This window comes from Arthrobacter sp. Y3223065 (genome assembly GCF_059090885.1).
Genome location: NZ_JBNHGC010000006.1, coordinates 107,771 through 130,706, shown reverse-complemented (window position 1 = coordinate 130,706; position 22,936 = coordinate 107,771). Strand labels below are relative to the sequence as shown.

Annotated in this window: 23 protein-coding genes; 12 read left to right on the top strand and 11 right to left on the bottom strand. The window is 67.2% G+C overall.

Annotated features, from left to right (window positions below; translation table 11 throughout):
- Nucleotides 1–4: 4 nt before the first annotated feature.
- Nucleotides 5–910 carry a macrolide 2'-phosphotransferase gene (locus AC5RUK_RS15615; RefSeq protein WP_494152715.1) on the top strand — a complete coding sequence of 302 codons (906 nt, stop codon included), beginning with the start codon at nucleotides 5–7 and terminating at the stop codon, nucleotides 908–910.
- Between the two features lie 99 nt (nucleotides 911–1,009).
- Here the strand turns inward: AC5RUK_RS15615 and AC5RUK_RS15610 are convergent, their stop codons facing one another.
- From AC5RUK_RS15610 to AC5RUK_RS15600, 3 genes are all read right to left on the bottom strand, one after another.
- Nucleotides 1,010–1,636 (bottom strand): hypothetical protein, encoded by a 627-nt coding sequence (locus tag AC5RUK_RS15610; RefSeq protein ID WP_494152714.1) that lies wholly within the window; start codon nucleotides 1,634–1,636, stop codon nucleotides 1,010–1,012.
- A 58-nt stretch (nucleotides 1,637–1,694) separates the two neighbouring features.
- Nucleotides 1,695–2,216: a MarR family winged helix-turn-helix transcriptional regulator gene (locus AC5RUK_RS15605; protein WP_493987831.1), complete on the bottom strand. Its 522-nt coding sequence runs from the start codon at nucleotides 2,214–2,216 to the stop codon at nucleotides 1,695–1,697.
- Between the two features lie 112 nt (nucleotides 2,217–2,328).
- Nucleotides 2,329–3,090: a DUF1353 domain-containing protein gene (locus AC5RUK_RS15600; RefSeq protein ID WP_494152713.1), complete on the bottom strand. Its 762-nt coding sequence runs from the start codon at nucleotides 3,088–3,090 to the stop codon at nucleotides 2,329–2,331.
- Nucleotides 3,091–3,226: 136 nt separating this feature from the next.
- Here AC5RUK_RS15600 and AC5RUK_RS15595 point away from each other — a divergent pair, with 136 nt between their 5' ends.
- Nucleotides 3,227–4,498 carry a hypothetical protein gene (locus AC5RUK_RS15595; RefSeq protein ID WP_494152712.1) on the top strand — a complete coding sequence of 424 codons (1,272 nt, stop codon included), beginning with the start codon at nucleotides 3,227–3,229 and terminating at the stop codon, nucleotides 4,496–4,498.
- 77 nt (nucleotides 4,499–4,575) lie between these two features.
- Here the strand turns inward: AC5RUK_RS15595 and AC5RUK_RS15590 are convergent, their stop codons facing one another.
- Nucleotides 4,576–5,133 (bottom strand): histidine phosphatase family protein, encoded by a 558-nt coding sequence (locus AC5RUK_RS15590; RefSeq protein WP_494152711.1) that lies wholly within the window; start codon nucleotides 5,131–5,133, stop codon nucleotides 4,576–4,578.
- A 265-nt stretch (nucleotides 5,134–5,398) separates the two neighbouring features.
- Between AC5RUK_RS15590 and AC5RUK_RS15585 the strand changes: the two genes are divergently transcribed.
- The 3 genes from AC5RUK_RS15585 to AC5RUK_RS15575 all read left to right on the top strand — a co-directional run bounded on the left by AC5RUK_RS15585 (nucleotide 5,399) and on the right by AC5RUK_RS15575 (nucleotide 8,648).
- Nucleotides 5,399–6,559: a P-loop NTPase family protein gene (locus AC5RUK_RS15585; protein ID WP_494152710.1), complete on the top strand. Its 1,161-nt coding sequence runs from the start codon at nucleotides 5,399–5,401 to the stop codon at nucleotides 6,557–6,559.
- A gap of 2 nt (nucleotides 6,560–6,561) precedes the next feature.
- Nucleotides 6,562–8,352 (top strand): ABC transporter transmembrane domain-containing protein, encoded by a 1,791-nt coding sequence (locus tag AC5RUK_RS15580; RefSeq protein ID WP_494152709.1) that lies wholly within the window; start codon nucleotides 6,562–6,564, stop codon nucleotides 8,350–8,352.
- Between the two features lie 155 nt (nucleotides 8,353–8,507).
- Nucleotides 8,508–8,648, top strand: a complete 141-nt coding sequence (locus tag AC5RUK_RS15575; RefSeq protein WP_493987837.1) for a hypothetical protein — start codon at nucleotides 8,508–8,510, stop codon at nucleotides 8,646–8,648.
- 50 nt (nucleotides 8,649–8,698) lie between these two features.
- Here AC5RUK_RS15575 and AC5RUK_RS15570 read toward each other — a convergent pair whose 3' ends face one another.
- From AC5RUK_RS15570 to AC5RUK_RS15555, 4 genes are all read right to left on the bottom strand, one after another.
- Complete coding sequence (locus tag AC5RUK_RS15570; RefSeq protein WP_494108146.1) at nucleotides 8,699–12,187, bottom strand: DEAD/DEAH box helicase; 3,489 nt, start codon at nucleotides 12,185–12,187, stop codon at nucleotides 8,699–8,701.
- Between the two features lie 131 nt (nucleotides 12,188–12,318).
- Entirely contained in the window at nucleotides 12,319–12,747 is a 429-nt protein-coding gene (locus AC5RUK_RS15565) for a DoxX family protein (RefSeq protein ID WP_494108145.1), read from the bottom strand.
- A gap of 144 nt (nucleotides 12,748–12,891) precedes the next feature.
- Entirely contained in the window at nucleotides 12,892–13,287 is a 396-nt protein-coding gene (locus AC5RUK_RS15560; protein ID WP_494152708.1) for a hypothetical protein, read from the bottom strand.
- A gap of 59 nt (nucleotides 13,288–13,346) precedes the next feature.
- Entirely contained in the window at nucleotides 13,347–14,516 is a 1,170-nt protein-coding gene (locus AC5RUK_RS15555; protein ID WP_494108143.1) for a glycosyltransferase family 4 protein, read from the bottom strand.
- A gap of 100 nt (nucleotides 14,517–14,616) precedes the next feature.
- Here AC5RUK_RS15555 and AC5RUK_RS15550 point away from each other — a divergent pair, with 100 nt between their 5' ends.
- The 3 genes from AC5RUK_RS15550 (at nucleotide 14,617) to AC5RUK_RS15540 (ending at nucleotide 17,348) form a co-directional block, all read left to right on the top strand.
- Nucleotides 14,617–15,363 carry a sulfite exporter TauE/SafE family protein gene (locus AC5RUK_RS15550; RefSeq protein WP_494108392.1) on the top strand — a complete coding sequence of 249 codons (747 nt, stop codon included), beginning with the start codon at nucleotides 14,617–14,619 and terminating at the stop codon, nucleotides 15,361–15,363.
- Nucleotides 15,364–15,469: 106 nt separating this feature from the next.
- Nucleotides 15,470–15,598, top strand: a complete 129-nt coding sequence (locus tag AC5RUK_RS15545; RefSeq protein ID WP_493978854.1) for a hypothetical protein — start codon at nucleotides 15,470–15,472, stop codon at nucleotides 15,596–15,598.
- A gap of 448 nt (nucleotides 15,599–16,046) precedes the next feature.
- Nucleotides 16,047–17,348 (top strand): cell division protein PerM, encoded by a 1,302-nt coding sequence (locus AC5RUK_RS15540; RefSeq protein ID WP_494108142.1) that lies wholly within the window; start codon nucleotides 16,047–16,049, stop codon nucleotides 17,346–17,348.
- A 1-nt stretch (nucleotide 17,349) separates the two neighbouring features.
- Here AC5RUK_RS15540 and AC5RUK_RS15535 read toward each other — a convergent pair whose 3' ends face one another.
- Complete coding sequence (locus tag AC5RUK_RS15535) at nucleotides 17,350–17,760, bottom strand: hypothetical protein (protein WP_493987843.1); 411 nt, start codon at nucleotides 17,758–17,760, stop codon at nucleotides 17,350–17,352.
- A gap of 41 nt (nucleotides 17,761–17,801) precedes the next feature.
- On the opposite strand from AC5RUK_RS15535, the gene purN reads away from it, so the two are divergent.
- Together purN and AC5RUK_RS15525 are read left to right on the top strand one after the other, a co-directional pair.
- Nucleotides 17,802–18,359, top strand: coding sequence for a phosphoribosylglycinamide formyltransferase (purN, locus tag AC5RUK_RS15530; RefSeq protein WP_494152707.1), 558 nt, complete (start codon nucleotides 17,802–17,804; stop codon nucleotides 18,357–18,359).
- A gap of 208 nt (nucleotides 18,360–18,567) precedes the next feature.
- Nucleotides 18,568–19,239 carry a DUF6318 family protein gene (locus AC5RUK_RS15525; protein ID WP_494152706.1) on the top strand — a complete coding sequence of 224 codons (672 nt, stop codon included), beginning with the start codon at nucleotides 18,568–18,570 and terminating at the stop codon, nucleotides 19,237–19,239.
- A 94-nt stretch (nucleotides 19,240–19,333) separates the two neighbouring features.
- Here AC5RUK_RS15525 and AC5RUK_RS15520 read toward each other — a convergent pair whose 3' ends face one another.
- Nucleotides 19,334–19,822, bottom strand: a complete 489-nt coding sequence (locus tag AC5RUK_RS15520) for a hypothetical protein (RefSeq protein WP_494152705.1) — start codon at nucleotides 19,820–19,822, stop codon at nucleotides 19,334–19,336.
- Nucleotides 19,823–20,289: 467 nt separating this feature from the next.
- On the opposite strand from AC5RUK_RS15520, the gene AC5RUK_RS15515 reads away from it, so the two are divergent.
- The gene (locus AC5RUK_RS15515; protein ID WP_494152704.1) at nucleotides 20,290–20,883 is read left to right on the top strand and encodes a DUF6318 family protein; all 594 of its coding nucleotides are present in this window, start codon (nucleotides 20,290–20,292) and stop codon (nucleotides 20,881–20,883) included.
- A gap of 91 nt (nucleotides 20,884–20,974) precedes the next feature.
- Here the strand turns inward: AC5RUK_RS15515 and AC5RUK_RS15510 are convergent, their stop codons facing one another.
- A complete protein-coding gene (locus AC5RUK_RS15510) occupies nucleotides 20,975–22,327 on the bottom strand; it encodes an MFS transporter (protein WP_494152703.1) in 1,353 nt (450 codons plus the stop codon).
- Nucleotides 22,328–22,469: 142 nt separating this feature from the next.
- Between AC5RUK_RS15510 and AC5RUK_RS15505 the strand changes: the two genes are divergently transcribed.
- Complete coding sequence (locus AC5RUK_RS15505; protein WP_493987849.1) at nucleotides 22,470–22,847, top strand: hypothetical protein; 378 nt, start codon at nucleotides 22,470–22,472, stop codon at nucleotides 22,845–22,847.
- The last annotated feature ends 89 nt before the right edge of the window (nucleotides 22,848–22,936 follow it).

Here is a 22,936-nt window from a genome sequence, read left to right as displayed (position 1 = left end):
ACCCATGAGCGCAGCGAACGACTACACACCGGACTCCGTCGCCGACCTCGCCTCACAAAACGGGCTGACCATCGATCCAAAGTCGGTCAGGTTCAACGAGGCAGGGCTGGACTACCTGGTGGCCTATGCAACCGCCGACGACGGCAAGAGGTGGGTGCTCAGGATACCGCGGCGGCCCGACGTCTCATCGAAAATGGCTGACGAGGCCAAGATCCTGAACCTGGTCAAGAACAGAATTTCCGCAGCCGTGCCCGACTGGCGGATTCGGAACCGCAGCCTGATTGCCTATCCGCAACTGCCGGGCGAGCCGGGACTGACGCTTGAGGACGGAGAGCCCGTCTGGCACTTCGACCGCGAGTCGCCGGCCTACTGCGCGTCGTTGGGGCGGTTGATCGCCCACCTGCAGCGCATCAGCCCGGATGAGGCGCGCCAGGCTGGCATCCCGGCGTTCACCGCCGCCGAGGTGCGGCAGGAGATGCGAACCAACCTGGACAAAGTGAGCTCGGAGTTCCGGGTGGCGGCGGACCTGATGCGGCGGTGGGATGCCTGGCTGGACGACGACAGCTATTGGCCGGACTTCACCGCTTTCAGCCACGGTGAGCTGTACCCGGCCCACCTGCTGCTGGACGAGAACGCGGAGATCCGGTCGGTGCTGGACTGGACGACGGCCAAGGTGGGGGACCCGGCGCTGGACTTCAGCCTGCACTGCATGATGTCCACGCCCGAGGCGTTCGAACTGACCGTGCGGGCTTTCCGGGACGAGGGCGGCCGGGTGCCGCCGCGGCTGGCCGAGCACTGTGCCGAACTGGTGTCGGCCGGTCCGATCAACTACGGGTTGTATGCGATTGCCACCGGCGACCCGGACCACCAGGCAGCAGCTGCCGCCCAGTTGGATCCGTCCGGGGGCTGACCGGCAACGGCAGAGCTGCGCCCGGGCAAGAGCTGCCGTCGGGCAAGAATAATGGCCGGCGCCCGTTCGCTGACGCCGGCCATTGGATGTGTGGGGCCGCTACTTCTTGCGGCCTTTGCCCTTCTTGAGCGGGTTGCCCTTGGCCAGCGGCGGGGCGGTGCAGGTCGTGGTCGCCGCGGCGCCTTCCGCCCGGAATTCGGCGACGTTGGGCTTTTCACCGCGCGGTGCCGTCGCAGTTCGGGCGCTGTGCATGGCGGGGGCGTTGCCTGCCGCCGGCGCAGCGAGTGCGGATACCGGCCGCGCCCTGCCGTCGTTGTTTGCGGCTTCAAGCTGCAGCCGGGGAGTCGCTGCGGGCAGCGCAGCAAGGCCGCTGCCGGCCGCCGGCGCTAGGCCGCTGCCGGCCGTTGGGGGAGTGGCGTTCCGTGCCAGGCTGCCGGGCACGGCCGGAACCGGTCCGATGTCTTCGGGATACTCGAACAGAACCTCGGTAAACCTGTCGGCGTAGCCCAGCCGCTTGGCGATCAACCAGACGGAGGCGCCGACGATGACCATCGTGGCGATGACCGCGATGCCAGTGCCGTAGATCCGCAGCAGCGCGTTGACCGGAGAGAGGGCGTGGACGGGTGCGGTGTCCAGCAGCCAGACGATGGACCAGAACACCGCAGTGCCGGCCAGGGTCAGCAGCGGGAACAGCAAACCGGCGGTACGTACTTTCTGTGTCAGCATCTGCCGAGTGGCGGTCAACCGTGTAGAAAGCGTGTGCAGATCGTGTTTGCCACCTTGCTCAAGAGCCTTCGATGACATCGCCGGTCGTGTTCCTTTCTGAGTCGCTTCGGGGGGATGCTTCGCCGCGCAGCAGTTGCTCGGCGAAGCGGGTAAAGAGTTGGGCGAAAGTTTCGCGGTCTTCGGCGGACCAATCCGCCAGGATTTCATCGACGACGGCGGCGCCGGCCTTGCCGATGTTGCGGTGCATCCGCCGTCCGGCCGTGGAAGCCGTCAGCAGGGTGGCCCGGCCGTCGTCCGGATCGGCCTGCTTGTCCACCAGCCCTTTGTCCTCCAAGCGGCGGACCTGGGGGGTCATGGTGGACTTGTCCACGCCCTGCTGCGTGGCCAGTTCCGAGACCCGGACGGGGCCGTTGTCGTCGATGTACTCGAGCAAGGCCACGTCGGTGGGCGTCAGGCCCACCTCGCGCGGATCGAACAGCTGTTTCCGGGTCTCCGCATGGGACGCCCAGCGCACCACTTGAGCCACGGCGTCACGGATCATGACGCCCGGATCGGGCTGTCTGCGGGAGCTGGGGGGCATGCTCCAAGTTTACCCGTTTCCGTTTGGTTTTGCCAATCAAACCAATCAGGCGCTTTCGGGCGTTTTCCGGCACCGGGTCCCAACGCCGGGATCCTGGAAATACCGCCGGGGCTCACGGTTGCGTGGTCCTGGCCAAGGGTCCGACGACGGGTGGTGGATCGGGGCGCCTTGCGAAGGGTTTGGTGGCGGCCCACCAGGCGGTTTCGCAGAGCCAGAGCAGCAGGGCCCCGGCCGCGGCTGCCGCCAGCACGGGGGAGAACAGGGCGAAGGCCGGAGCCAGGACGGCAACCACCGCCCAGTCGCGGCTCCAGGTTAGGCAGAGCGCGCCGGTCAGGAAGACAGCTGCGGCCAGGGGCACCAGGCCGGCGCCGGTTGCCGCGAGCACGACGCCGGCCAGCAGCCCGATGGCTCCGGCGCCCACGGACGCGGTCAGCAGCCGGCCGCGGGCGCCGGCATGCTCGACGTAAGCCTGGACCGTCACCACCGCCCACATCAGCCGGGCACGCAACGCGGCCACCCCGGTGTCCAGCAGTGCGCGGCGGAATTCCTCGTCATAGATGCGGCGCAACTTCAGCGCCTGGTCGCTCTGCAAGCGGGCGCACATCGTGGTGCGCTGGTCGTGCAGCAGGGCCGGAGCCGTCTGCCGGCCGTAGCTGGCAATGAGTCCCCACATCCAGGTGGGCACCGAGGCCAGATCCGTGGAGTTGTGCTTTAGCCCGGCGGAGAGGTGGTGCGCTTCGATCCGGACGATGGCGGAGGTTGTTTCCGCCTGGTAATAAATCGGCGCCGCCAGTTGGAAGCATCTCTTGGTGCGCTGGACCAGGTGAATGGCCGTCAGCGGTTCGGTGGCGGAGGCGTCCTGGTAAAACGGCATGCCGCCAGTCTTACATCCGGCGCAGACGTTCGCACGGGCCCGCCGCGGAATCTGCGGCAGGTATGCCGCTCCTGCCGCGGCCGCGGGCCCCGCCCGGTGGTTACCTTCGCAGCGACGGGCGTGGCACACTCGTGCCATGAGCCCCGTGAGTCGCAAGCGCAAGCCGAAGAAGCTGAAGACCAGCCGGTTTGGTGGCCGGCAGGGCGGGCCCGCCAGCGACCCGCTGCTGGACCTGTACCGCGAGTTGGAAGGGCCATTTGCGGACACTCTGGACTCGCCCAGCCCGATCGAAGCCCATTCCCTGGGCGGTTACCTGCTGGACCTGTGGGACACGGCCGACGCGTCGGGCCAGCAGCGCCGTCACGAGCTGTTCTACGCCTGGCTGGACCTGGCCGAGGACCGGACCGGCCCCGGCGCCGTGCCGATGCTGCGCGCGCTGGCCTTCCTGATCGATCGTCCGGACATGCGCCGCGACGCCGAAACCCTGGCAGACCGGTTGGTGGCCGACGGGTTCACCGAACCGGAATGGGCCAAGCATCCGGTGGCCGTGACGGCCCTGCACCGTTATGCCGATGCCTACGGCGACGAAGCCAACATGCTCTTCGAGTTCACCACCGGCACCGAGAAGGTGGGGCTGCTGGTGCTGCTGGACGGCAACACCTTCGGCGGCACGGTGATGGAAACCGGACTCGTGGACGATCCCGCCGCGGCGCTCAAGGACCTGAACGCGGACGCCCAGGATACAGGGCTGGTGCTCGACGCCGACGCAGACCTGACCGGCACCGCGCTGGACGCCTGGGAAGGCCTGGACGCCTCGATGGACCTGCCGGAGCACATGGTGGACGAAGACTTCGGTGCCCGCCGCTGGGTGGCCCAGGCGTGGCTGCGCACTATCATCGAGCTCGCGGACGACACGGAGGACGAGAGCGAAGACTGGCTCTCCGATGAGGACTACGCCGAGCTCGACGATGCCGAGGCAGGGGCGGCGACCGCGGCCGCGGCGGGGCCGGGGACCGAGGCCGCGCCAGCCGGCACGCTGCCGCCCGGTGACCCTGAATCAGGGCCCGCCGCCCGGGAAGAAGAAATCGAGGCGATCCGGCAGGAGGAAATCGATGAGATGGCAGCCCGTTACGCCCGGGAGACCGGGCGCGATTCGGCCGCCGAACTCGGCATGGTGAACCTGGTCCTTGGCTACGGCTGGGATTACGACGGCGGACGCCTCACCCGGGTGAGCCCGGTCAAGCTGGACCTGATCAGCGAAACCGTGCTGGCCGAGGGGGGACTGGAGCCGGTGGATCCGGGCGAGGTGACCGCCTTCCTGCACCGGTGGGTGGACTGGTGCGCCCCGCGGGAGGAACTGTCCGCGCATGCGGTGGCCTTCCTGCACCGCCACCTGGACGGCGGCTAGGAACCGGTCCGCTCCACGGCCGCCGAAAGCCCCTGCCCCCGTAACTCTTGCGGGGGCATGAACCGGAGCGGGTGCGGTCAGGATCGCGCGGCGGCCAGCGGGTCCGGGTCCGTCCGGTAGCCGAGCACCAGGTCGGCATCCAGTTCCACCGTCTCACCGTTGGCGATGTAGCCCCGGGGCGATCCGTGCAGAAGGCTCAACGTGAGCCGCAGGATGGTGCCGTGGGCCACCACGACGATGTTGCGGCCCGGGTAGGTGCGGAGCACTTCCTGCAGGCCGGCGATGCCGCGGGCTGCCACCTCCGGCTCCGGCTCGGCCTGCCGCATGAGCTGGTCGATCTCCGGCCGTTCCAGGCCGCGCAGCACGGTGCCTTCGATTCCGCGGTAATCGCGTTCCGAAAGATCAGGAACGGTCTCCGCCAGCTCCAGGCCTACCTGGCTGCCGATGATCCGTGCGGTCTCCATCGCGCGCCGCAAAGGCGAGGACACGAGGACGTCCCATTCCCGCTCCGAGAGCGAGGCGCCGGCGTCCAGCGCCTGCCCTCGGCCCACGTTGTTGAGCGGCACATCCGTATGCCCCTGCAGCCGGCCTTCGGCGTTCCAGTCGGTCTGCCCGTGACGTACCAGTGCCAGCACTTTTCCCCCTCTGCCCGGTGGAACGGGACGGTTCCCACAGCGATTTGTCCCCTCATCAACCTTAGCCCGGCGGCGGTGCAGGGCGGCCCGGATGCGGCTTCTGAAGGCGGAGGACCTCCCGTGCGCACCGGACTGAACGGCGTGGGGAGCACGGGCGACGAAGAGGTAAACGTTTCATGAGAAAGCCCTCATGCGGCTGTCATGTTCGTTTCATCGCGGGTGTGTTGACTCAATCCTGACGCACCCACCAACGAAGGAGCAGGCCATGACCATCACGGATTTCCCAGTAGGCACCGCCGGAACAACGGGACTCGAAGTACTCGGAACCCCTGCAGCATCGGCGGCAGGGGTGACGGAGGAGGTCTTCTGCACGGCAGCCGCTCCGGCAGACCCGCAGCGGCTGCGCCGGGCCAAGAAGGCGTACACCACCAGGTTCCTGGCCGAGCGCCTCTGCCTCGACGCCGCCGGCTACGAATTGCTCGATGCCGCGCCGGCCGCGGGCGACGTGGTGCTGGCCCGGGTGGTGGAAATTGGCAAGCACACCCGCTTGGAGAGCCCCGCCTCGCGGCGCCAGGCCATGTTCGTCGGCGACGAAATCCTGGTGGCCTACGGCAACCGGTACGCGCCGGACCAGTTCCTGGCGGTGGTACCCGGCGACCTGTCCGAGTGCTCGCTGGTGGCCGGCGGCGGCCTGGCGGCGCGGGTGCTGGAACAGCACGCCGACATCGTCATGGCCACCCGCATCCAACCCATCGGCCTGCTGGCGCGGGACGGGCGGGTGGTCAACCTGGCCGATCTGGCGCCGCACACGATCAGCGCCAACACCGTGCTGCCGGGACGGCCGCCGGTGATTGCGGTGCTCGGCACGTCGATGAACTCCGGCAAGTCCACCACGCTTGGCTGCCTGGTCAAGGGCCTGACCTCGGCCGGCCTGACCGTGTCCGCGGGCAAGGCCACCGGCACGGGCGCCGGCAACGATCCGCTGCTGTTCGCCGATGCCGGAGCGGCGAAGGTGCTCGACTTCACCGACTTCGGCTTCCCCACCACCTACCTGCTGGACTACGAGCGCGTGCGCGGCCTGCTCACCAGCCTGATCGACGCGCTGACCACTTCCGAGACCGACGTGGTGGTGGTGGAAATCGCCGACGGCGTCTACCAGGGCGAAACCGCCCGGCTGCTGGCGGACCCGGTGTTCCATGCCGCCGTGGACCACGTGGTGTTCTCCGCGGCGGACGCGCTGGGCGCTACCGCCGGCATCGCGGTCCTGCGCGACGCCGGCGTCAGCGTGCCCGCCGTCTCCGGCCTGCTGACCGCCTCGCCGCTGGCCGCCCGGGAAGCCGCCGGCGTCATTGAAGCCCCGGTGATCAACACCTACGACCTGTGCGACCCGGCCATCGCCCTGCAGCTGCTGCCGGAGCGGAAGTAACAGTGACGGCAGGCCAGGCGGCCAAGGCCGCGCCGGCGGCATGGGATCGGACGGACCAACCGGGGAAAGTTCCGCGGCCGCCCGACGGGCCGCTGCCCAAGCTGCTGTGCGGCCGGCGCCGCTGGTTGATGGCGGCCCTGCTGGGGACCGGCCTGTTGATGGCCGCGGCCGCCGGGGCGAGCGCGCTGCTGATGACCCGGCTGCTGGGCAGCACCGCGCCGGATGCGGCCGGGATCCTGCCTCCCGCCCTCGGCCTGGCCGCCGCGGCGCTGGGGCTGGGCGGCCTGCGGGCCGTCGAGCGCGTCCTGGCGGAGAAGCTCGGACAGGACTACATCCACGAGATCCGCAAGGGCCTGGTGGCCTCCGCCCTGGCCACCGACCGCGGTCCGTCGCCGGGGGTGACGATCGCGCGCAGCACCAACGACCTCTCCAGCGTCCGGAACTGGATCGCGCTGGGCATCGCGCCGCTGGCCGTCGGCATCCCGCTGATTGTGGGAACCGCGGCGGCACTGTGGTTCCTGTCCCCGGTGCTGGCGTTCGCCGTCGTCGTGCCGCTAGTGCTGCTGGCCGCCGGGCTGGCGCTGCTGTCCCGGCCGGCGTTCCACCGCGCCCGCGAATTGCGCCGCCAACGGGGACGGCTGGCCGCCCGGCTCGCGGACACGGTGATTGCCGCCGGCACCATCCGGGCCGCCGGCGGCGAGGACCGGGAGGTCAAGCAGATCGACAAGGCCGGGCGGAAGGTGGTGGATGCGGCCGTGCACCGCGCCGCCGCCGCCGGTCACATCCGCGGGGCGGCGGCAGCGGCCGCCTCGCTCGGCAGCGCCGCCGTGGCCGCCGTCGGAACCTGGCAGGCGGTGCCCACGGCCAGCATCGCCGCCGGGCTGACCATCGTGGGGATGATTTCCGCGCCCGTCACGGACATGGGCCGGGTGGTGGAATACCGGCAGAACTTCCGGGCCGCGCGGCGCATTCTCGGTCCGGCCCTCGCGGTGGCCGCTGCGGCGCGGGATGATCGACGGCGTCGCTCGGCCGCCCGGTCCGGGACCCGTCCGGCGACGGCGACCGGGACAGCGGGGGAGTCCGGCGCACCGGCGGAGGCTTTCACCCCGGCGGATTCCCACCCCGACGGGGCCGTGCTGGTGGACGGCCTGGCCGCGTGCCGCAACTGCCCGGTGCCGTCCTTGTCCGCCGGCCCAGGCGCGCGGGTCCGGATCCAATCCGCCGACCCGGCGGCCGAGACCCGGGCACTTGAGACATTGGTCGGCATCCGCAGCGACCCGCACGCGGTGGCCATGGTGGGCGGCCGGCAGCTGCTGGAAAGCGGCGGCCGCACCCGCCGGAAGCTGGTGGGGTACGCCGCCGCGGGCATGTACGTGGAGCGCGGCTCCATCGCCCGCAGCGTGCGGTACCGCCGGCCCGACCTCTCGCCGGACGACGGATCGGCGGCCCTGGAACGCGTCGGCCTTGCCGGCCGGATCGGGCAACTGGAGCGGGGCGAGGAGACGCAGCTCAAGCGCGGCGGCGAACCGTTGACCACCTCCGAGCTGGCCCGGCTGATGCTGGCGAGGGCGTCGCTGGGTGATCCGCCGCTGCTGGTCTTGAACCGGCTCGACGCCGATTTGGACCGGCAGGGCACCGCCATGTTGGCGGAATTCATCCGGGACTACCCGGGAGTGGTGTTGTTCGCCTCCGAGCATCCGGACTCGCTCGGCGTGGACTACACGGAATGGAACATTGACTGCGCCCACGCCGGCCTAGACCTGGTCTGGCGCCGGCACGCGGAAGGCACATAACTGCCGGTGAAGGAACACATGATGGAAGCGATGCGCCGGAGGGACCCGCGCCCCCGGCCGGCGGAGCCGGGACTACGCCCTGCCGGCCGCGGGCGTGAGCGGAAGCACGACGCCGCATCCCGGGGAGCCTGGCCGGGCGGGGATATCTTTAGTCCGTGGTCAAAGTTGTGGGAATCATTCAGCCGGTGGAAACCAAGGAGTTGTCGGCCGAGGGCGATACCTATGCCGACGCCAAGGCCGCGATCGAAGCGCAGGTGCCCGAAGGCTGGCGGCTGCTGCAGATCATGACGCAGTAGGCGCCGGCGGCGGCCGGGCGCCGGGTGCGCTGAGGAACTGCCGATGCCGGCTACTCGCCGAACAGCCCGCGGATGTCGGTGGCGGTGAGCTTGGAGGAGAACATCGCATCGTCTTCGAGCACCGAGGCGATCAGTTTGGCCTTGCGTTCCTTCAGGGCCATGACCTTCTCTTCGATCGTCCCGCGGGCCACCATCCGGTAGACCATCACGTTCTTGGTCTGGCCGATCCGGTGCGTGCGGTCCACGGCCTGCGCCTCGGTCGCCGGGTTCCACCAGGGGTCCAGCAGGAAGCAGTAGTCGGCTTCGGTGAGGTTCAGGCCGAACCCGCCGGCCTTGAGGCTAATCAGGAACACCGGCGCGTTGCCGCTCTTGAACTTCTCAATGACCTCGGCGCGGCGGCGGGTGGAGCCGTCCAGATAGCAGTACTCGATGCCGGCCGCGTCCAACTGCTGGGCGGTCTTCTTCAGGTAGCTGGTGAACTGGCTGAAGATCAGCGCCCGATGCCCCTCGCCGAGGACGTCTTCCAGTTGCTCGAACAGGACGCCAAGCTTGCTGGAGGGGACCGACGAGTATTTCGGATCCACCAGCGAGGGGTCCAGGCTCAAGAGCCGCAACAGGGTCAGCGACTGGAAGATCGTGAACCGGTTCTTGTCCATGTCCTCGACCAGCCGCAGCACCTTCTGCCGCTCTCGCTGCAGGTGCGTGTCGTAGATCCGCCGGTGCTTGGGCGTCAGCTCCACCTCGAGGATTTGCTCCTGCTTCGCCGGCAGGTCGTCGGCGACGGCCTCCTTGCTGCGGCGCATCATCAGCGGTTTGATCCGGCGGCGCAGTTTCTGCAGCAGCTCCTTGTCCTGGCTGCGTTCGATCGGCCGCTGGTACTGGTCCACAAACCGGACCGCGGACGGGAAGAGCCCGGGCGCGACGATGGAGAAGATGGACCAGAGTTCCATGAGGTTGTTCTCCATGGGCGTGCCGGTGATCGCCATCTTGAAGGGCGCGTGCAGATCGCGGGCGCACTGGTGGACCTTGGTGGCGCGGTTCTTGACGAACTGGGCCTCATCCAGGATCAGCCCGGCCCAGTTCATCTCCTTGTAGGTGTCGAAATCCAGCCGGAACAGCGTGTAGGAAGTGACGATGACGTCGGTGTCCGCGGCGATCTCGGACAGCGGCCGGCCGCGGCTTTGGGTGTCGGTGATGCTCTCGATCCGGAGGTCGGGGGCGAAGCGCCGGCTCTCGTGGACCCAGTTGGACACCACCGAGGTGGGTGCCACGACCAGGAACGGCCTGGCGCTGGCCGGTTCGCCCTGCTGTTTGGCGTGCAGCAGCAGGGCCAGGGTCTGCAGCGTCTTGCCCAGTCCCATGTCGTCGGCCAGCACGCCGCCCAGCCGGTGCTTCCAGAGGAAGGCGAGCCAGTTGAAGCCTTCGGCCTGGTAGGGGCGGAGGTCGGCGTCCAGCCCGGCCGGCAGCGGGGTCTGTTCCACCGCTTCCAGTTCCAGCAGGCCCTGCACCGATTCGCGCCAGGTGCGCGCCTGCACCGTTTCGGTGGCGACTTCCTCCAGGTCCTCCCAGAGGGACGCCTGGTAGCGGCTGATCTGCAGCAGTTCGCCGGATTCCCGGTCCTGCATGTGGCGGGCTTCGTCCACGAGTTGGCGGAGCCGGTCAAAGACCGGCTGCTCCAGCGACAGGTAGGACTTGTCCACCAACAACAGCCTGGTCTGCCCGCGGGCCAGGGCCTTGAAGATGTTCCCGAACGGGACGGTGCGGCCGGCCACGCGGACCATGACGCCCAGGTCGAACCAGTCGCTCTCATCCGTCTCCACCGTGCTGATGGTCAGCTCGGGTGCCTCGGTGAGCTCCTCGTACTCGGGCTTGTCGCCGACAATATCCACGCGCACGCCGTCGAGCTGTTCGAGCGCCGGCAGCGCGTAGCGGGTGAAATCCACGGTGGCCATGTCCCGCAGGGTGCGCGCCGCCGTCGTGCCCACGCCCGGCACGGCTGCGGCCGCCTCCAGCAGGTCCTGCTCGGCCGGCAGATCGCGGTAGTGGCTGCCGTCGGGTTCCTCATCGACCGGCAGGCGCAGCGGTTTGTCCCCGTGGCGGTACTCGAGGTGCCAGCCGAGCTGCAGCACGTTGCCCTTGCGGTAGGACGCGGTCAGCACCAGCGCCGGGGGTACGATCTCCGGGAAGCTCACCGAGTCGTCGCTGCTGACCACAGCGATGCGCTGGCTGAGCACGGGGTAGTAGCGCTCCATGAACTGCTCGACGTCGGCGGCCGGCACGGTCAGCGGCGTGCCGGAGAGCAGCAGGTTCGCTTCCTGCTCGGTCACCGGATGCCCGGTCGGAGCCAGCGTGATGACGGTCTGTCCATCGACGGCGTAGTGGTAGACGCCATGCGTTCCGACGATGCCCGCCGTCTCGGTGGGCAGTTCCCGCCCGTCGATCCGCAGCGACGGCGTAAGGACCAAGTCGTCGGTCACCGGCCGGGTTTCTCCGGCGGATTCCGGGGCGGGGGCTTCGGCTGGAGGCTCCGCGGCGCTTTCAGCTGGAGGTTCGGGGGCTTCCGCGGCGGCGTCAGCTGGAGGTTCGGCGGCTTCGGCCACCGAGGCTGCCGCCACGCCGTCGCGGTGGGCGTCCAAACCGATGACGGCCTGTTCCCGGACCTCGACGACGGTGTCCGCCTTGGCGCCGATCAGGGCAATGCCCAGCCGCTTGGCCTCGGTGAAGAGTTCCCACAACAGCGGGCTGCTGAACTCGTCCAGGAAGAGCCAGTCGTTGTCTTCGCCGAAGTAGGTGAGGCCGGTGGCCCGGTGCAACGGCGCGAACTGGCTGAACCAGCGGTGCTGTTCGGGGTCCAGCGGCAGGCCGTACGTCTTGTAGCTGATGGTGTTCCAGCGCAGCTTGCTGCGGATCCATCGGCCGGTCTCGTTCTGCAGCACGGGACGGACCCCGACGCGGAGCCGGTTGCCGGCCTTGCGGGTCCAGCTCTGACCCGCCGCGGAGGCTTGCGGCAGGGAGAGACCCGAGGGACGGTACTGGCGGTCCTCCCGGCGACCCGGCTCCATGAGCTCGAACTGCAGCCCGAGCGGGGACGTGCTTTTCGCCTTGGCCTTTGACGGCTTGCCGGTGTCCTGCCGGGTGGAGTCCGGCTTGCCGCCAATCAGTCCCTCCAACGAATCCTGCCAGCCGGCCGGTTCCGGTTCCGGCTCGCGCGCAAAGGCCTGGCTGGAGATGACGTGCCGGCTGTTGCTGGCCAAGAGCACGGCGGCCACGTGTTTGCAGTCGTCGCCCACCGGGCAACTGCAGGAGGACGATGCCGGGCGCCACTGCCCGCCCTTGCCGGTTTCCAAATAGATCCGGCAGCGGTACGGCAAGGCGGCGGTGCCGATGACTTTGGCAGTCAGCAGCCGGACTGAGGGATCCCAGGCGGGTTCTGCGACAGAGCCGTCGGAGGCGTAAATCTTGCCGCGGGCAAAGGCGGCGCCGCCCACCAACCGGATGATTTCGCTGACGTCAACCAGCGGAAAAGTGAGAGCGGCCATGGCTTCCATCATCTCACGCTGGAACCGGCGGCCGGTCACGCTGGAACCGTCGTCCGGCACGGGCCGCTGGCGCTGTGGACGGGGGAGGACGGCGGCGGAGGGCAGGCTCCGCCGCCGTCCTGCCGTGAAAGCTACAGCGTCCTGAGGACCTTCGGCTTCTTGTCCTTGGTGTCGAGGATCAGCGCCAGCGCGATGCCGAGCAGCCAGAGGTCCTTGGCCAAGGGAGTGCCCTCGGAGCTGGGGCGGACGCCGCCTTCGGTGGTCATGTGGGGGGTGTTAAAGTACATGGCCAGCATTGAACCGGAGAAGGCGGCCAGGCCCAGGCCGGCCAGCCGGCTGGGCACGAACGGCAGCAGCAGGGCCGCGCCGAGGGCGATCTCGCCGTACGCGAGCAGTTTGCCGAACTTCTCGGGGTCCATTTCCTTCAACTGGGGGATCGCGCGGCTGCCCATCTCCTGCATGGCCGCGGCACTGTCCCTGTCCAGCTTCCGCTTGCCCAGGCCGGAGTTGAAGATGAACGCGCCGGTGGACAGGCGCAGGGGGATATGGCTCAGTTTCATCGGATGTCCTTCTCCGGTAGGTGGCTGTCATGTTCGAGCCTACGGTCCTGCCGCAGTGTCCGCTAGGGCGGGAGCACGCACGCTGGGGGAAGATCGCCGGGCCCGGTATTTATGGCACGCTGGCTCCCTAAACCGTCGCTGCCCCTAGCTCTTGGCGGCCCGGATCACGCGTGCCACCGCCCGCCCTGCCATCCAGACCAAGGGGATCAGCACGGCGTACAACGCGACGGTATTCGGCCGGAACGTGGCGGGTCCGCTGCCGTGGCCGATGTAGGCGCCGAGCGGAACAGCGCCACCGCCGCCGCCACCGCCGGCTGCGCCCTCGGAGTCGCCGCCGCCGCCGAATCCGTAGTAGACCATGGCCACGGGCACCACGGTGTCGCCGCCCACCTGCAGCGGTTCTCCGTAGGTCCGGGCAACGCCCAGGGACTTGAGCTGCTCAGCCAGCCGCTCCGGTACGGACTGCCCGGCCGGCGCGCGCTGCCCCTGCGCCAGGGAGGATCCATTGTCGGACGGGAAGGAACCAGTTTCTGTGGGCATGGCCACATCCTAGTGGAAGCAGGGAGGGCGTCCACCGGTCCTGGCTCGGGCTGAAGCTTTCACCCGGCCAGAAAGCCAAGCACGCCGCGGGCTTCGAGATTAAGGGCGCGGCGCTTGACTCTGATGGCCAGCCGGTAATAGTCCACCAGCTGCTCGCAGAGCACCGGCCAGGTGCGCCCTTGCACCGAGTCGAAAGCTGCCCTGCCCAGCGCCCGGCGCTTGGTGTCATCGCCCACCAAATCCTGGACGTACCCGCGCAGCTGGTCCAACTTCCCGGGCTCGTAGATCCAGCCGGTCCGCGAGGGGTCCACCAGGTCCACCGGACCGCCGCGGCCCACCGCCACCACGGGCACGCCGCTGGCCATGGCCTCCTGGATGGTCTGGCAGAACGTTTCCGATTCGCCCGGGTGTACAAAGAGGTCGAATGAAGCCACATGCCGGGCCAAGTCTTCGCCGCTCTGGAAACCGGCAAAGTGTGCGCCGGGCAATATCTCCTGCAGCTCCTCCTTCAGCGGACCGGAGCCGACCACCACCAGCCGGGTGCCGGGGAGGTCGGCCAGCACGGCCAGGTCCTCCACCTGCTTCTCCGCCGCCAGGCGGCCCACGTAACCGATGATCCGCTCACCGTGCGGCGCCACGGATGCCCGCCAGCCGGCGTCGTGCTTATCCGGATGGAAACGGCTGGTGTCCACGCCGCGGCGCCACAGGTGGACGCGGATGCCGCGGCTGCGCAACTGCTCCATGGCGAACGACGACGGCGCCAGCGTCAGGGTGGAGGCCTTGTGGATGTTCTCCACTCGCTGCCACAGCAGCTCCTGCAACCACGGCGCACCGTAGCGGGCTGCGTAGGCGGGCACCTCGGTCTGGTAGATGGAGACCGTCGGCAGGCCGAGCTGCTGGGCGGCCTGCACCGCACGCCAGCCCAGGATGAAGGGCGACGCCACGTGGACCACGTCCGGACGGAAGTCAGCCAGCACCCGGCGGATGCGGGTTACGGTTCCGGCCGCCACCCGCACGTTGGGATAGCCGCGCAGCGGGATGGACGGCAGACGGTGCACAGGGTAGCCGTCCACCGTGGCCGGGGCGGTGTCTTCCAGCCAAGACGACGCCGGTGCGATCACCAGGACGTCGTCGCCGCGGCGCCGCAAGTGGGCGATCACCTGCAACAGCGACTGGGTGACCCCGTTCATGTGCGGAAGGAACGATTCGGCAACGATAGCTATCCTCACGCCTCCAGCCTGCCCGCGGCCGGCGACCGGCAGGCAAGCAGGTGTGATCGTGTCGGTGAACGGCGGCCTAACTCCACTCTGGGAGGGTGGTCGGGTGACCATGGGACTCCTGGCGCTGATCACCGGCGCAATCTTCTTCGGTTCGGTGGCCCAGCGCATCGCGGGCATCGGGTTCGCGCTGCTGGTGGCACCGATCCTGGCGATCCTGCTCGGGCCGCACGAGGGCATCATGATGATCAACATCTGCGCCGTCGTCTCCTGCGGACTGATTGTGCCCCGGGTCTGGCAGGAGATCGACTGGACCCTGCTGCTCTGGCTGTCCGTCCCTGCCGCCGCCGGCACGGTTCTGGGTTCCTGGTTCGCGGTGCAGGTCCCGCCCGCAGTGCTGTCCGCCGTCGTGGGCGGCGTGGTGATGGCCGGGCTGGCCGTCGCTGTGGCTTTGGGCCGCGCCCAAGTCACCGTTTCCGGGCAGCTGCCTAAGGTGCTCGCTGGTTTTGGCTCCGGGTTGACCAACGCGCTCGCGGGCGTGGGCGGCCCGACCGTCAGCGCGTACGCCATTTTGTCCCACTGGCCGCCGCGCCGGTTCGCGGCGACGCTGCAGCCATTCTTCCTTCAGCTGTGCCTCATCACCGTCGGCGCCAAGCTGGCGGTGGATCCGGGCAGCGTGCCGCACTTGCAGTGGTGGATGTGGGCGGTGATTGTGCTCTCGATCATCATGGGCATCGTTGCCGGCGAACGGCTCGGCCGGCGGCTGCGGGACGAGCACGCCAGGACCGCAGTTGTCGTGCTCGCCTTTCTGGGTGCGGCCGGTGCGCTGGCCAAGGGACTGGCGGACCTGCTGGCCTGAAGGCACTTTTCCGATATTTTATGCGGCCGGAAATCGGGGCTGGCTTTATTTCCCAAAGCGGGTATGGTCTTTAGCAAGACATCCCGCTTGAGAAAGAGGAGCACGAATGTCAGGTAAAACGCCGTCACGCGAGAGTGCCAAAAAACAGGGCAGAAGCATTAAAGAAAAGCGTGCCGAAAAGCGCGAAAAGGCGGTCTTGGAGAACGAAACCGTTCCCAAGCGCCGCAAGCGCTAGCACGCCGGAACCGCCGGGGTCCGCGCAAACGGCAGCGCGATGCGGGGCTGCAGTTCGAGGGGCGCGGACCAGCGGGTCCGGAAGAACCGCGGGAACACGGTTCTTGCAGACTGGCGGAGCCACGGAAAGAGTCCGCGGAATTTGTTTTCCTGCGTTGAATTTCCGTTGAGCGAATATCCGCCTGCGGGGCGGCCGGATTGATGTCAAATGTCATCCGGCCGCCCATTCTATTTTTCCAGCATTGTACGAAAAGCAGCCCGGGTATCGCGTTGCAATCGAGGCCTCGCTGGCTCTAGCGACGTCGGCGCCCCCTGCCAAGCAACGCCCGCCGCCAATAGGGCCGGCGCCCGTTGCGTCGGCAACGTCGGCGGCCGCTGGCGGTGTGCCGATGGCCACGGCACCGAGTCGCTGAACGGGCAAGGGCGGCCGGACTGGCACCATAGAAGCAATGAAACTCACGTCGCGACCGGACGGTCAGGCCGGACTGCCGATGCCCCTGTGGCTGCAGGGTGTCTTCGAGTTCTTTCAGTGCGCCCTGCTCTCGGCCATCCTGGTGTTGCTGCCGCTGGTGGGTGTGTGGTTCGCGGACGGTTTCGACGACCGCAGTTTCGATTCGCTCGCCCGGCTCGGTGGCCAGGCGTGGCTGCTGATCCACGGCGTCCCACTGGAGTTGGCCATCCAGACCGGCTCAAGTTCGGCGGAAACGCTGCGCGGCACGATATCGCTGGTGCCGCTGGGACTCATGCTCGTCCCGTTCTTTCTGTCTTGGCGCGCCGGACGGCGCCTTGCACGGGCGTCCTACACCGACCAGCTCTGGCAGGCGCTGATCGGCGCGCTGGGAACCTACGCTGCGGCGGGAGGCGCAACCGCCTATATGGTGCGCACCGACGAAGTGAATATCTCCACTCTGGCCGGCGCGCTCATCCCGCTTTTGCCCGCCGGTGCCGGGCTGATCGTCGGCGCGTACCGGGAGGCGGGATCGTGGGGGCGGTTGATCGGCGTGGATGCGGCAGCATGGGTGGCACGTACCAGCCAGCACTCACGCTGGGCCGGGTCTTACGTCTGGGCAGCCGTCCGCGCGGGACTGCTGGCGGTGACGGCCGCGGTGTCACTCTCGGCACTGCTGCTCGCCGTGGATCTCGGCCTGCACTGGGCTGAAATCGTGGAGATTTACGAACAGCTCGGCGCGGGCATTATCGGCGGTGCCGTGCTGACGGTGGCGCAGCTTGGGCTGGTCCCGAATTTCGTGGTGTGGACGCTGGCATGGTCCTCGGGGGCCGGCTTCGCTATCGGATCCGGCAGTTCCATCGGGCCGCTGGCCACCACGGTGGGCCCGATGCCGGCGTTTCCGGTGCTGGGCGCGCTGCCTACCGGCGAGCTGACCTACGGACTCGCGGCTCTGGCCTTGCCCGTGCTTGCCGGGGTGTTGGCCGGATGGTGGTTCCTGCGCGAGGGCGAGAACCATTTCGACGAGTGGCTCTCCATCAAGATCCAAGCCCGCTGGTTCACCGCATCCGGATCCACGGTGGTCCTGGGGCTGTTCGTTGGGTCTGTTGCCGGGGCCGCGGCCGCCGGGTTGGTGTGGCTGTCCAACGGTTCGCTGGGCATCGGGCGGTTGACGGAGATCGGACCGGATCCGGTCTGGACCGCCCTCTGGGTAGCGGGCGAGGTCGCCGTGGGAACGATGCTCGGCTACGCGGTGGCCCCCTGGCTGGAACGCGAACCGGCCAAGTCCCGCAGCCGGAAATAACCTACGGGTTCAGCAGATCGTTCAGGTTCAGCAGCTTGTCCTCATAGGCGGCCAGGCATTCTTCGCGTGCGGACTGCGTGACAGCCATCTGGTTGCAAGCCTCGAAATCGGCCGTCAGCGGCCAGAAGAGCACCTGCGCCAGCGTGGTCAGCAGGAAGAATCCGCCCGCGCCGATGCCCAGTACATAGGTAAGCCGGAGCGAGCCCGGCAGACCGGCGCGCACCGCTTTGACCAATCCGACCACGGCCACCACGACGCTTGCCACGGCCAGCACGGGAGCCACGGCCTTCCAGGGGAGCGGCAGCGCCGTTGCCAGGAAGGTGGAAGCCAGTAACAGCAGCAAAACACGGATGAAAAGCCCCGCCGACTTGGTCTGTTCCTCGGTCGGCGCCGGGCGCGTGTTCTGCAACATGGGTTTAAGCCTAGGCGAGAGAGACGCATAAAGTTGCTTCCATGCGCATCGTGGTCCTCGTTTCCGGTTCCGGCACCAATCTTCAGGCCGTTATCGACGCTATCGGCGACGGCCGCCTGGATGCCGAAATCATTGCAGTGGGCAGCGACGTGCCCGGCTGCCGTGGCCTGGAACGTGCCGCCGCGGCGGGCATTGAGACGTTCACCGTGGCTCCCGCAGACTTCGCCACCCGGCCGGAATGGAACCGCGCCTTGGAAAAAGTCGCAGCGGCCTTTAATCCGGACGTGGTGCTGCTGGCAGGGTTTATGCGGATCCTCGACGCCGGATTCGTCGCCCGCTTCGAGGGCCGGCTGGTCAATACCCACCCGGCGCTGTTGCCCTCGTTCCCCGGCGCCCACGGCGTGCGCGATGCACTGGCCCACGGCGTCAAGATCACCGGCGTGACGGTGCATTTGGTCGATTCCGGTGTCGACACCGGACCCATCCTCGCCCAGGCGGCAGTGCCGGTGCTCGACGACGACACCGAAGAATCCCTCCACGAGCGGATCAAGGTGGAGGAACGCCAACTTCTGGTGCAGACCCTCGCCAAGCTGGCCTAGCCTCAGCTGAACAACGACGCCGCTGCCCCGCCGCGGCGCGCGGGCTCGCTTTTCCCTTGCACACCGCCGCATGGGCGTGGCGCTGTCAAGGAAGCCGGAAGTTTTGACCTGCTGCAGACCAAACCTGTGGAAAACCTCCGCATCCGCTGAGGCGTCTGGTTAGACTGGCTCGCACCTAGCGTCTAGCCCGACCAGCACGGGGGTCTGAGTGAGCCAGCAGCTACCACTCTCAGTAACAACGCGCGCCGCCAGAATCATCGCCCCGCTCATCGCAGCGGCGGCCCTAGCCCTATCAGGCTGCACCGGCTCTGCCGGAGCCGAGCCCTCCGGCTCGCCTCAACCCGATACTTCTACGGCATCCAGCGAGACCCCGACGCCGGCTCCAACGCCGTCAGCCGCGCTGACATACAAACCGGCAACTGAGGAAGGCCCCGCGGAAAATGTGCCCGTTCCTGAGCTCCCGAAAGCCGCTCGCGAGGGGACTGAGGAGGGCGTGAAGGCGTTCGCCGCCTATTGGTACGACTTGCTGAGTTATGCCTACGAGTCCGGTGATACCGAAGAAATCCGACGAATCACATCGAACAAATGTTCGCGGTGTGAGAAAGCCATGAGAGTGATCGACGACTGGCACGAGGATGGTAGGTGGCTTGTTGGAGGTGCAGTGCAAGCGACTGGCTTCGGAGATGAGATAGCGATCGATCCGAACGCGGTCTATCAATTGCCGGTTCAAGTCGATTACGACCGATTATCCTATTACTCTTCGGGTCAGCTCCACACAAGTGATCCAGCGTCGAGCGGCTCGATTGATTTGTTCATGGCCACCTTCGAAGATGGTGCATGGACTGTCGTTGATGTCGGCGTCATCGAGCCAGCTGCATAGATAGATTCGGATCTGTCTCATGAAGCTTCACGGTTGGCTCCTCGTGCCACTGTCGATAGTGCTATTTCTTCTCAGTGCTCCGCCTGCAACGGCTTCAGACGTTCCAGGCACCGGCAGGTTCGACGACAAAGGAATTGCCGTAGGCGTCTATCAGAAGTTGCCGGGAACGGACTTGTGGGGCATTTACCCGGCGGTTGGTGAACCATCGAAGGAGTTTCGGTTCGAGCTTGCTTGCCATGAAGGCGATGACATCGATAGAGGCTGCTTGCCGGGTGTTCCCTCTTGCGAGAACGGCGAGGACGGCACAGCCGTCGTATGGTCGTGGCGGAGCCTTGTTGCTCCTTCGCTCGGATGGACGAACTTGCCAGAGTTTGGATGCATCTATTCCTCTAACCCGGATGACGTTCTCGAACAAATCGCCAGCAGGATAGTTGAGCGGTTTCGCAACCTCCCGGTGGATGCTGGACAAATAATCATTCAACCGAGTCCTCATACATTGGTTGGTGCACACACTAACGTTTACGCGACTGCGAACGAGCAGCATCATCGCATCGTCTTGTTGGGACAAGAAGTAGCTATTCATGCAGTTCCAATTGAGTTCACCTGGGACTATGGTGACGGCGTTCGTCTTGGTCCAACTTCAAGTCCAGGAGGCCCCTTGCCGAAGGAGCAGTGGGGCGGAGAGACGTCTACTAGCCACACTTACCGTGAGACGGGCGATTTCCTGGTTTCTTTGACCACAACTTTCCGGGGCACGTACAGCGTGAACAGCGGGCCAGCCATCCCAATTCCCGAAACTGGCTCCTTTACGGCTCCTGCTGAAGTAATCAGCGTCTGGCGCTCAGTGGTCAATAACTACGCAGATAATTGCCTCGAGAATCCAGCGGGTGCGGGCTGCTAGCCAGGAGCCGTTTAAATGCTGTGAGCTGCAACACCTGAAGCACTTTTTTCAGATTTTCGGGCCGACCCGGCGATAGGGTATGTGACGGTGCTGACGCCGCCGAGACGCGCAGCAGTCGGCACCATCACACCGTAATCCCAGGGGAGACCATGAAGAAGTTGATGATGTCGGGTGCTGTCTTGGCCGCGGCAGCAATTGCACTTGTCGGCTGCGGCAGCGAAGCCGGCGCTGACAAGCCAGCCGATAGCAACAAGCCGGTGGCGGCTACCGCCGAAGCGCCGGCGCAGAACGTGCGGACTCCGGAAAAGAACGATCGGATGGCCGAGGACACCGCCGAAGGCCTGGCGTCCTTCACGTACTACTACTTTGACGCCAAGAATTACGCGGTCCAGACCGGTGAAGCAGACCTGATGCGTGAAGTTGCCGCGGATTGCGCAAGCTGCATGGCCGAGGCTGACGCCCTCGAGGCCGTTTACGCGGGCGGTGGCTGGATTGCCGGCGGGCAGCCGAAGGCGCTGAACGTCGTGGCGTTGGATGAGGCCAAGGACGAGGCGGGCAACCTGAGCGCCGTGGTTCCGTTTATGGAAGATGCCCGCACCACCTTGGACAAGGACGGCCAGACCGTCGAGACCAAGAAATGGGACTCGGACGGAACCACTCTGACGGTGACTGCCAACTACGCCGACGGCGCGTGGTCGATGGTGTCGGTCGAAGAGACGCCGGACGCCGAGATCCCCGAGTAAACACCCGGACACGTCCAATGCGCGTGCGCCCTTCCGCCTGCTGACGGGAGGGCGCTTTGCGTCTGCGGCACTGGGTCGGCAAACGTCGGCACTAAAGAAGCTCGGCGCCCTTGGTCTCGGGGGAGAAGCGCGCCATCCACAACACGGCGAGCAGCACCAGGACTCCGGCGATGGCGAACGACCAGGCCAGCCCCAGATAGGGCCACATGACCGAGGCGAAGATGAGCGGGCCGAAGCCCGCGCCAACGCGGGAGAACGTCGACGCCCAGCCGAAGCCTGACCCGCGCAGCTCGGTGGGGTAGAGCTCGGAGACGTAGGTATACAGCACGGGGATAGCAACCTGCACGATCATGCCGTAGGCCAGCAGCAGCGTAACGACCGCCGGGGGGACATCGATCATGAGTGCGACGACGACCAGCGTCAGTGCGGACAACGGCCCGGTGATGGCGAGGATCCACTTCCGCCCGGTCTTCTCGACGAAGTAGGCGGCGATGACGACGCCCACCAGACCGACCGCGGCCATGCCGGCCGTAGTTAGGAACGCCCGCGCCGCTGCGAATCCGGCGTCGATCAGGATGACCGGCATCCAGGTCAGGGCAAGGTAGTAGACGAGCAGGATGCTGAAGAACAAGGCCCAAGCCGCCGTCGTAATTTTCCAGTTGAATTTCCAGACTGCGCGGAACTGCGCCAAGACGTTGACGGCAGACAACCGCGGCGCTTCGCTCGGTTCGGGCAGCCGCCATTCACGAACTGTCGCGCCGGTTCGCTGGATCATGCTGTTGATGACCTGCTCGGCCTCCGCCGTTCGGCCCCGGCTTACCAGATAGAGCGGGGATTCAGGCACCGACCGGCGGACCCAGAAGACGAGCAGCGCAGGCAAAACCATGATCAGCATGGTGAAGCGCCAATCGGCCACGGTGGCCATGATGAGGGCCGAGACGACACCGCAGAGTGCAGCCCCGACCGGCCACCAGCCGTCCATAGCTGTGAGGACGCGCCCGCGAAGGCGCCGCGGTGTGAATTCGCCGACCAGCGCATAGTCCACGGGAACGCAACCCCCAAGTCCGAACCCCGCAATGAACCGGAAAACGCAGAACCAGATAATGTCCGGGGCGAAGGCTCCGAGGACCGTGAAGATTGAGAAGACCAGCAACGTGGCAGCAAACGCCGTTTTCCGGCCGATGATGTCCGCAATCGATCCCCAGATGAAGGCGCCCAGGGCCATGCCGATCAGGTTGGCGGTGCCGATCCAGGCGGCCTGGGCGGGAACGAGGTCCCAATGGTCGGACAGCAGCGGGATCAGGACGCCGTTAAGCGTGACGTCCCACGCGTCGAACATGAAGCCGAGGCCGCCAAGCAGGAAGATCTTGCCCTGCACCCGCCAGCGCCAGGGGAGTTCCTGCACGATCTGGTCGCCGGTGGGCAGGTGAGCGGTCTGCGTCATTCGTGGCCTTCCTGGGGAGTTGCTATGGATACTTTAGTCGCGCGGCAGATGAGAACGTTCTCATTGAGTTCTCCTGAACCTCTCACGTTGGACGTGCATTGTTGAGTCATCAGCACCCCACCGCACGATGGAAGGCAGCAACATGAACAAGCGCACTCTGTGGATCGCAACCGGAACTCTGGGCGTCATGGCAATCGGTGCCGGCGCCGCCGTCGCGGACTCCGGCTTCGGGAGCCAGGATCTGGGACCGGGCATCGTCCAGGCCGCGCAAGCACCGGCTGTTGCCCCCGTCGTGAATACCAGTGTGTCCCCGGCGGCGGTGAATCTGGACCAGCAGGATGTGAAGACCGCGGCGTCGGCCGTTACGGCCCAGAGCCCGGCCAGTCCGGTGTCGGCCCAGAGCGCGCCGTCACCGGTATCCGCCCAGTCAGCCGCCAGCCCGGTCTCGGCCCATAGCGCTCCCTCACCCGTGTCGGCGCAGTCCGCAGCTTCGGCCCCGAGCGCTCAAAGTGCCGACTGACCGGCCAGCCGGCAGCCCGCCGGGTCCTCGTGTTTCCCAAGCATCGGGTCCTGGCGCAGCAAGCCGCACGTACCAGGGCCGTGAGGTGG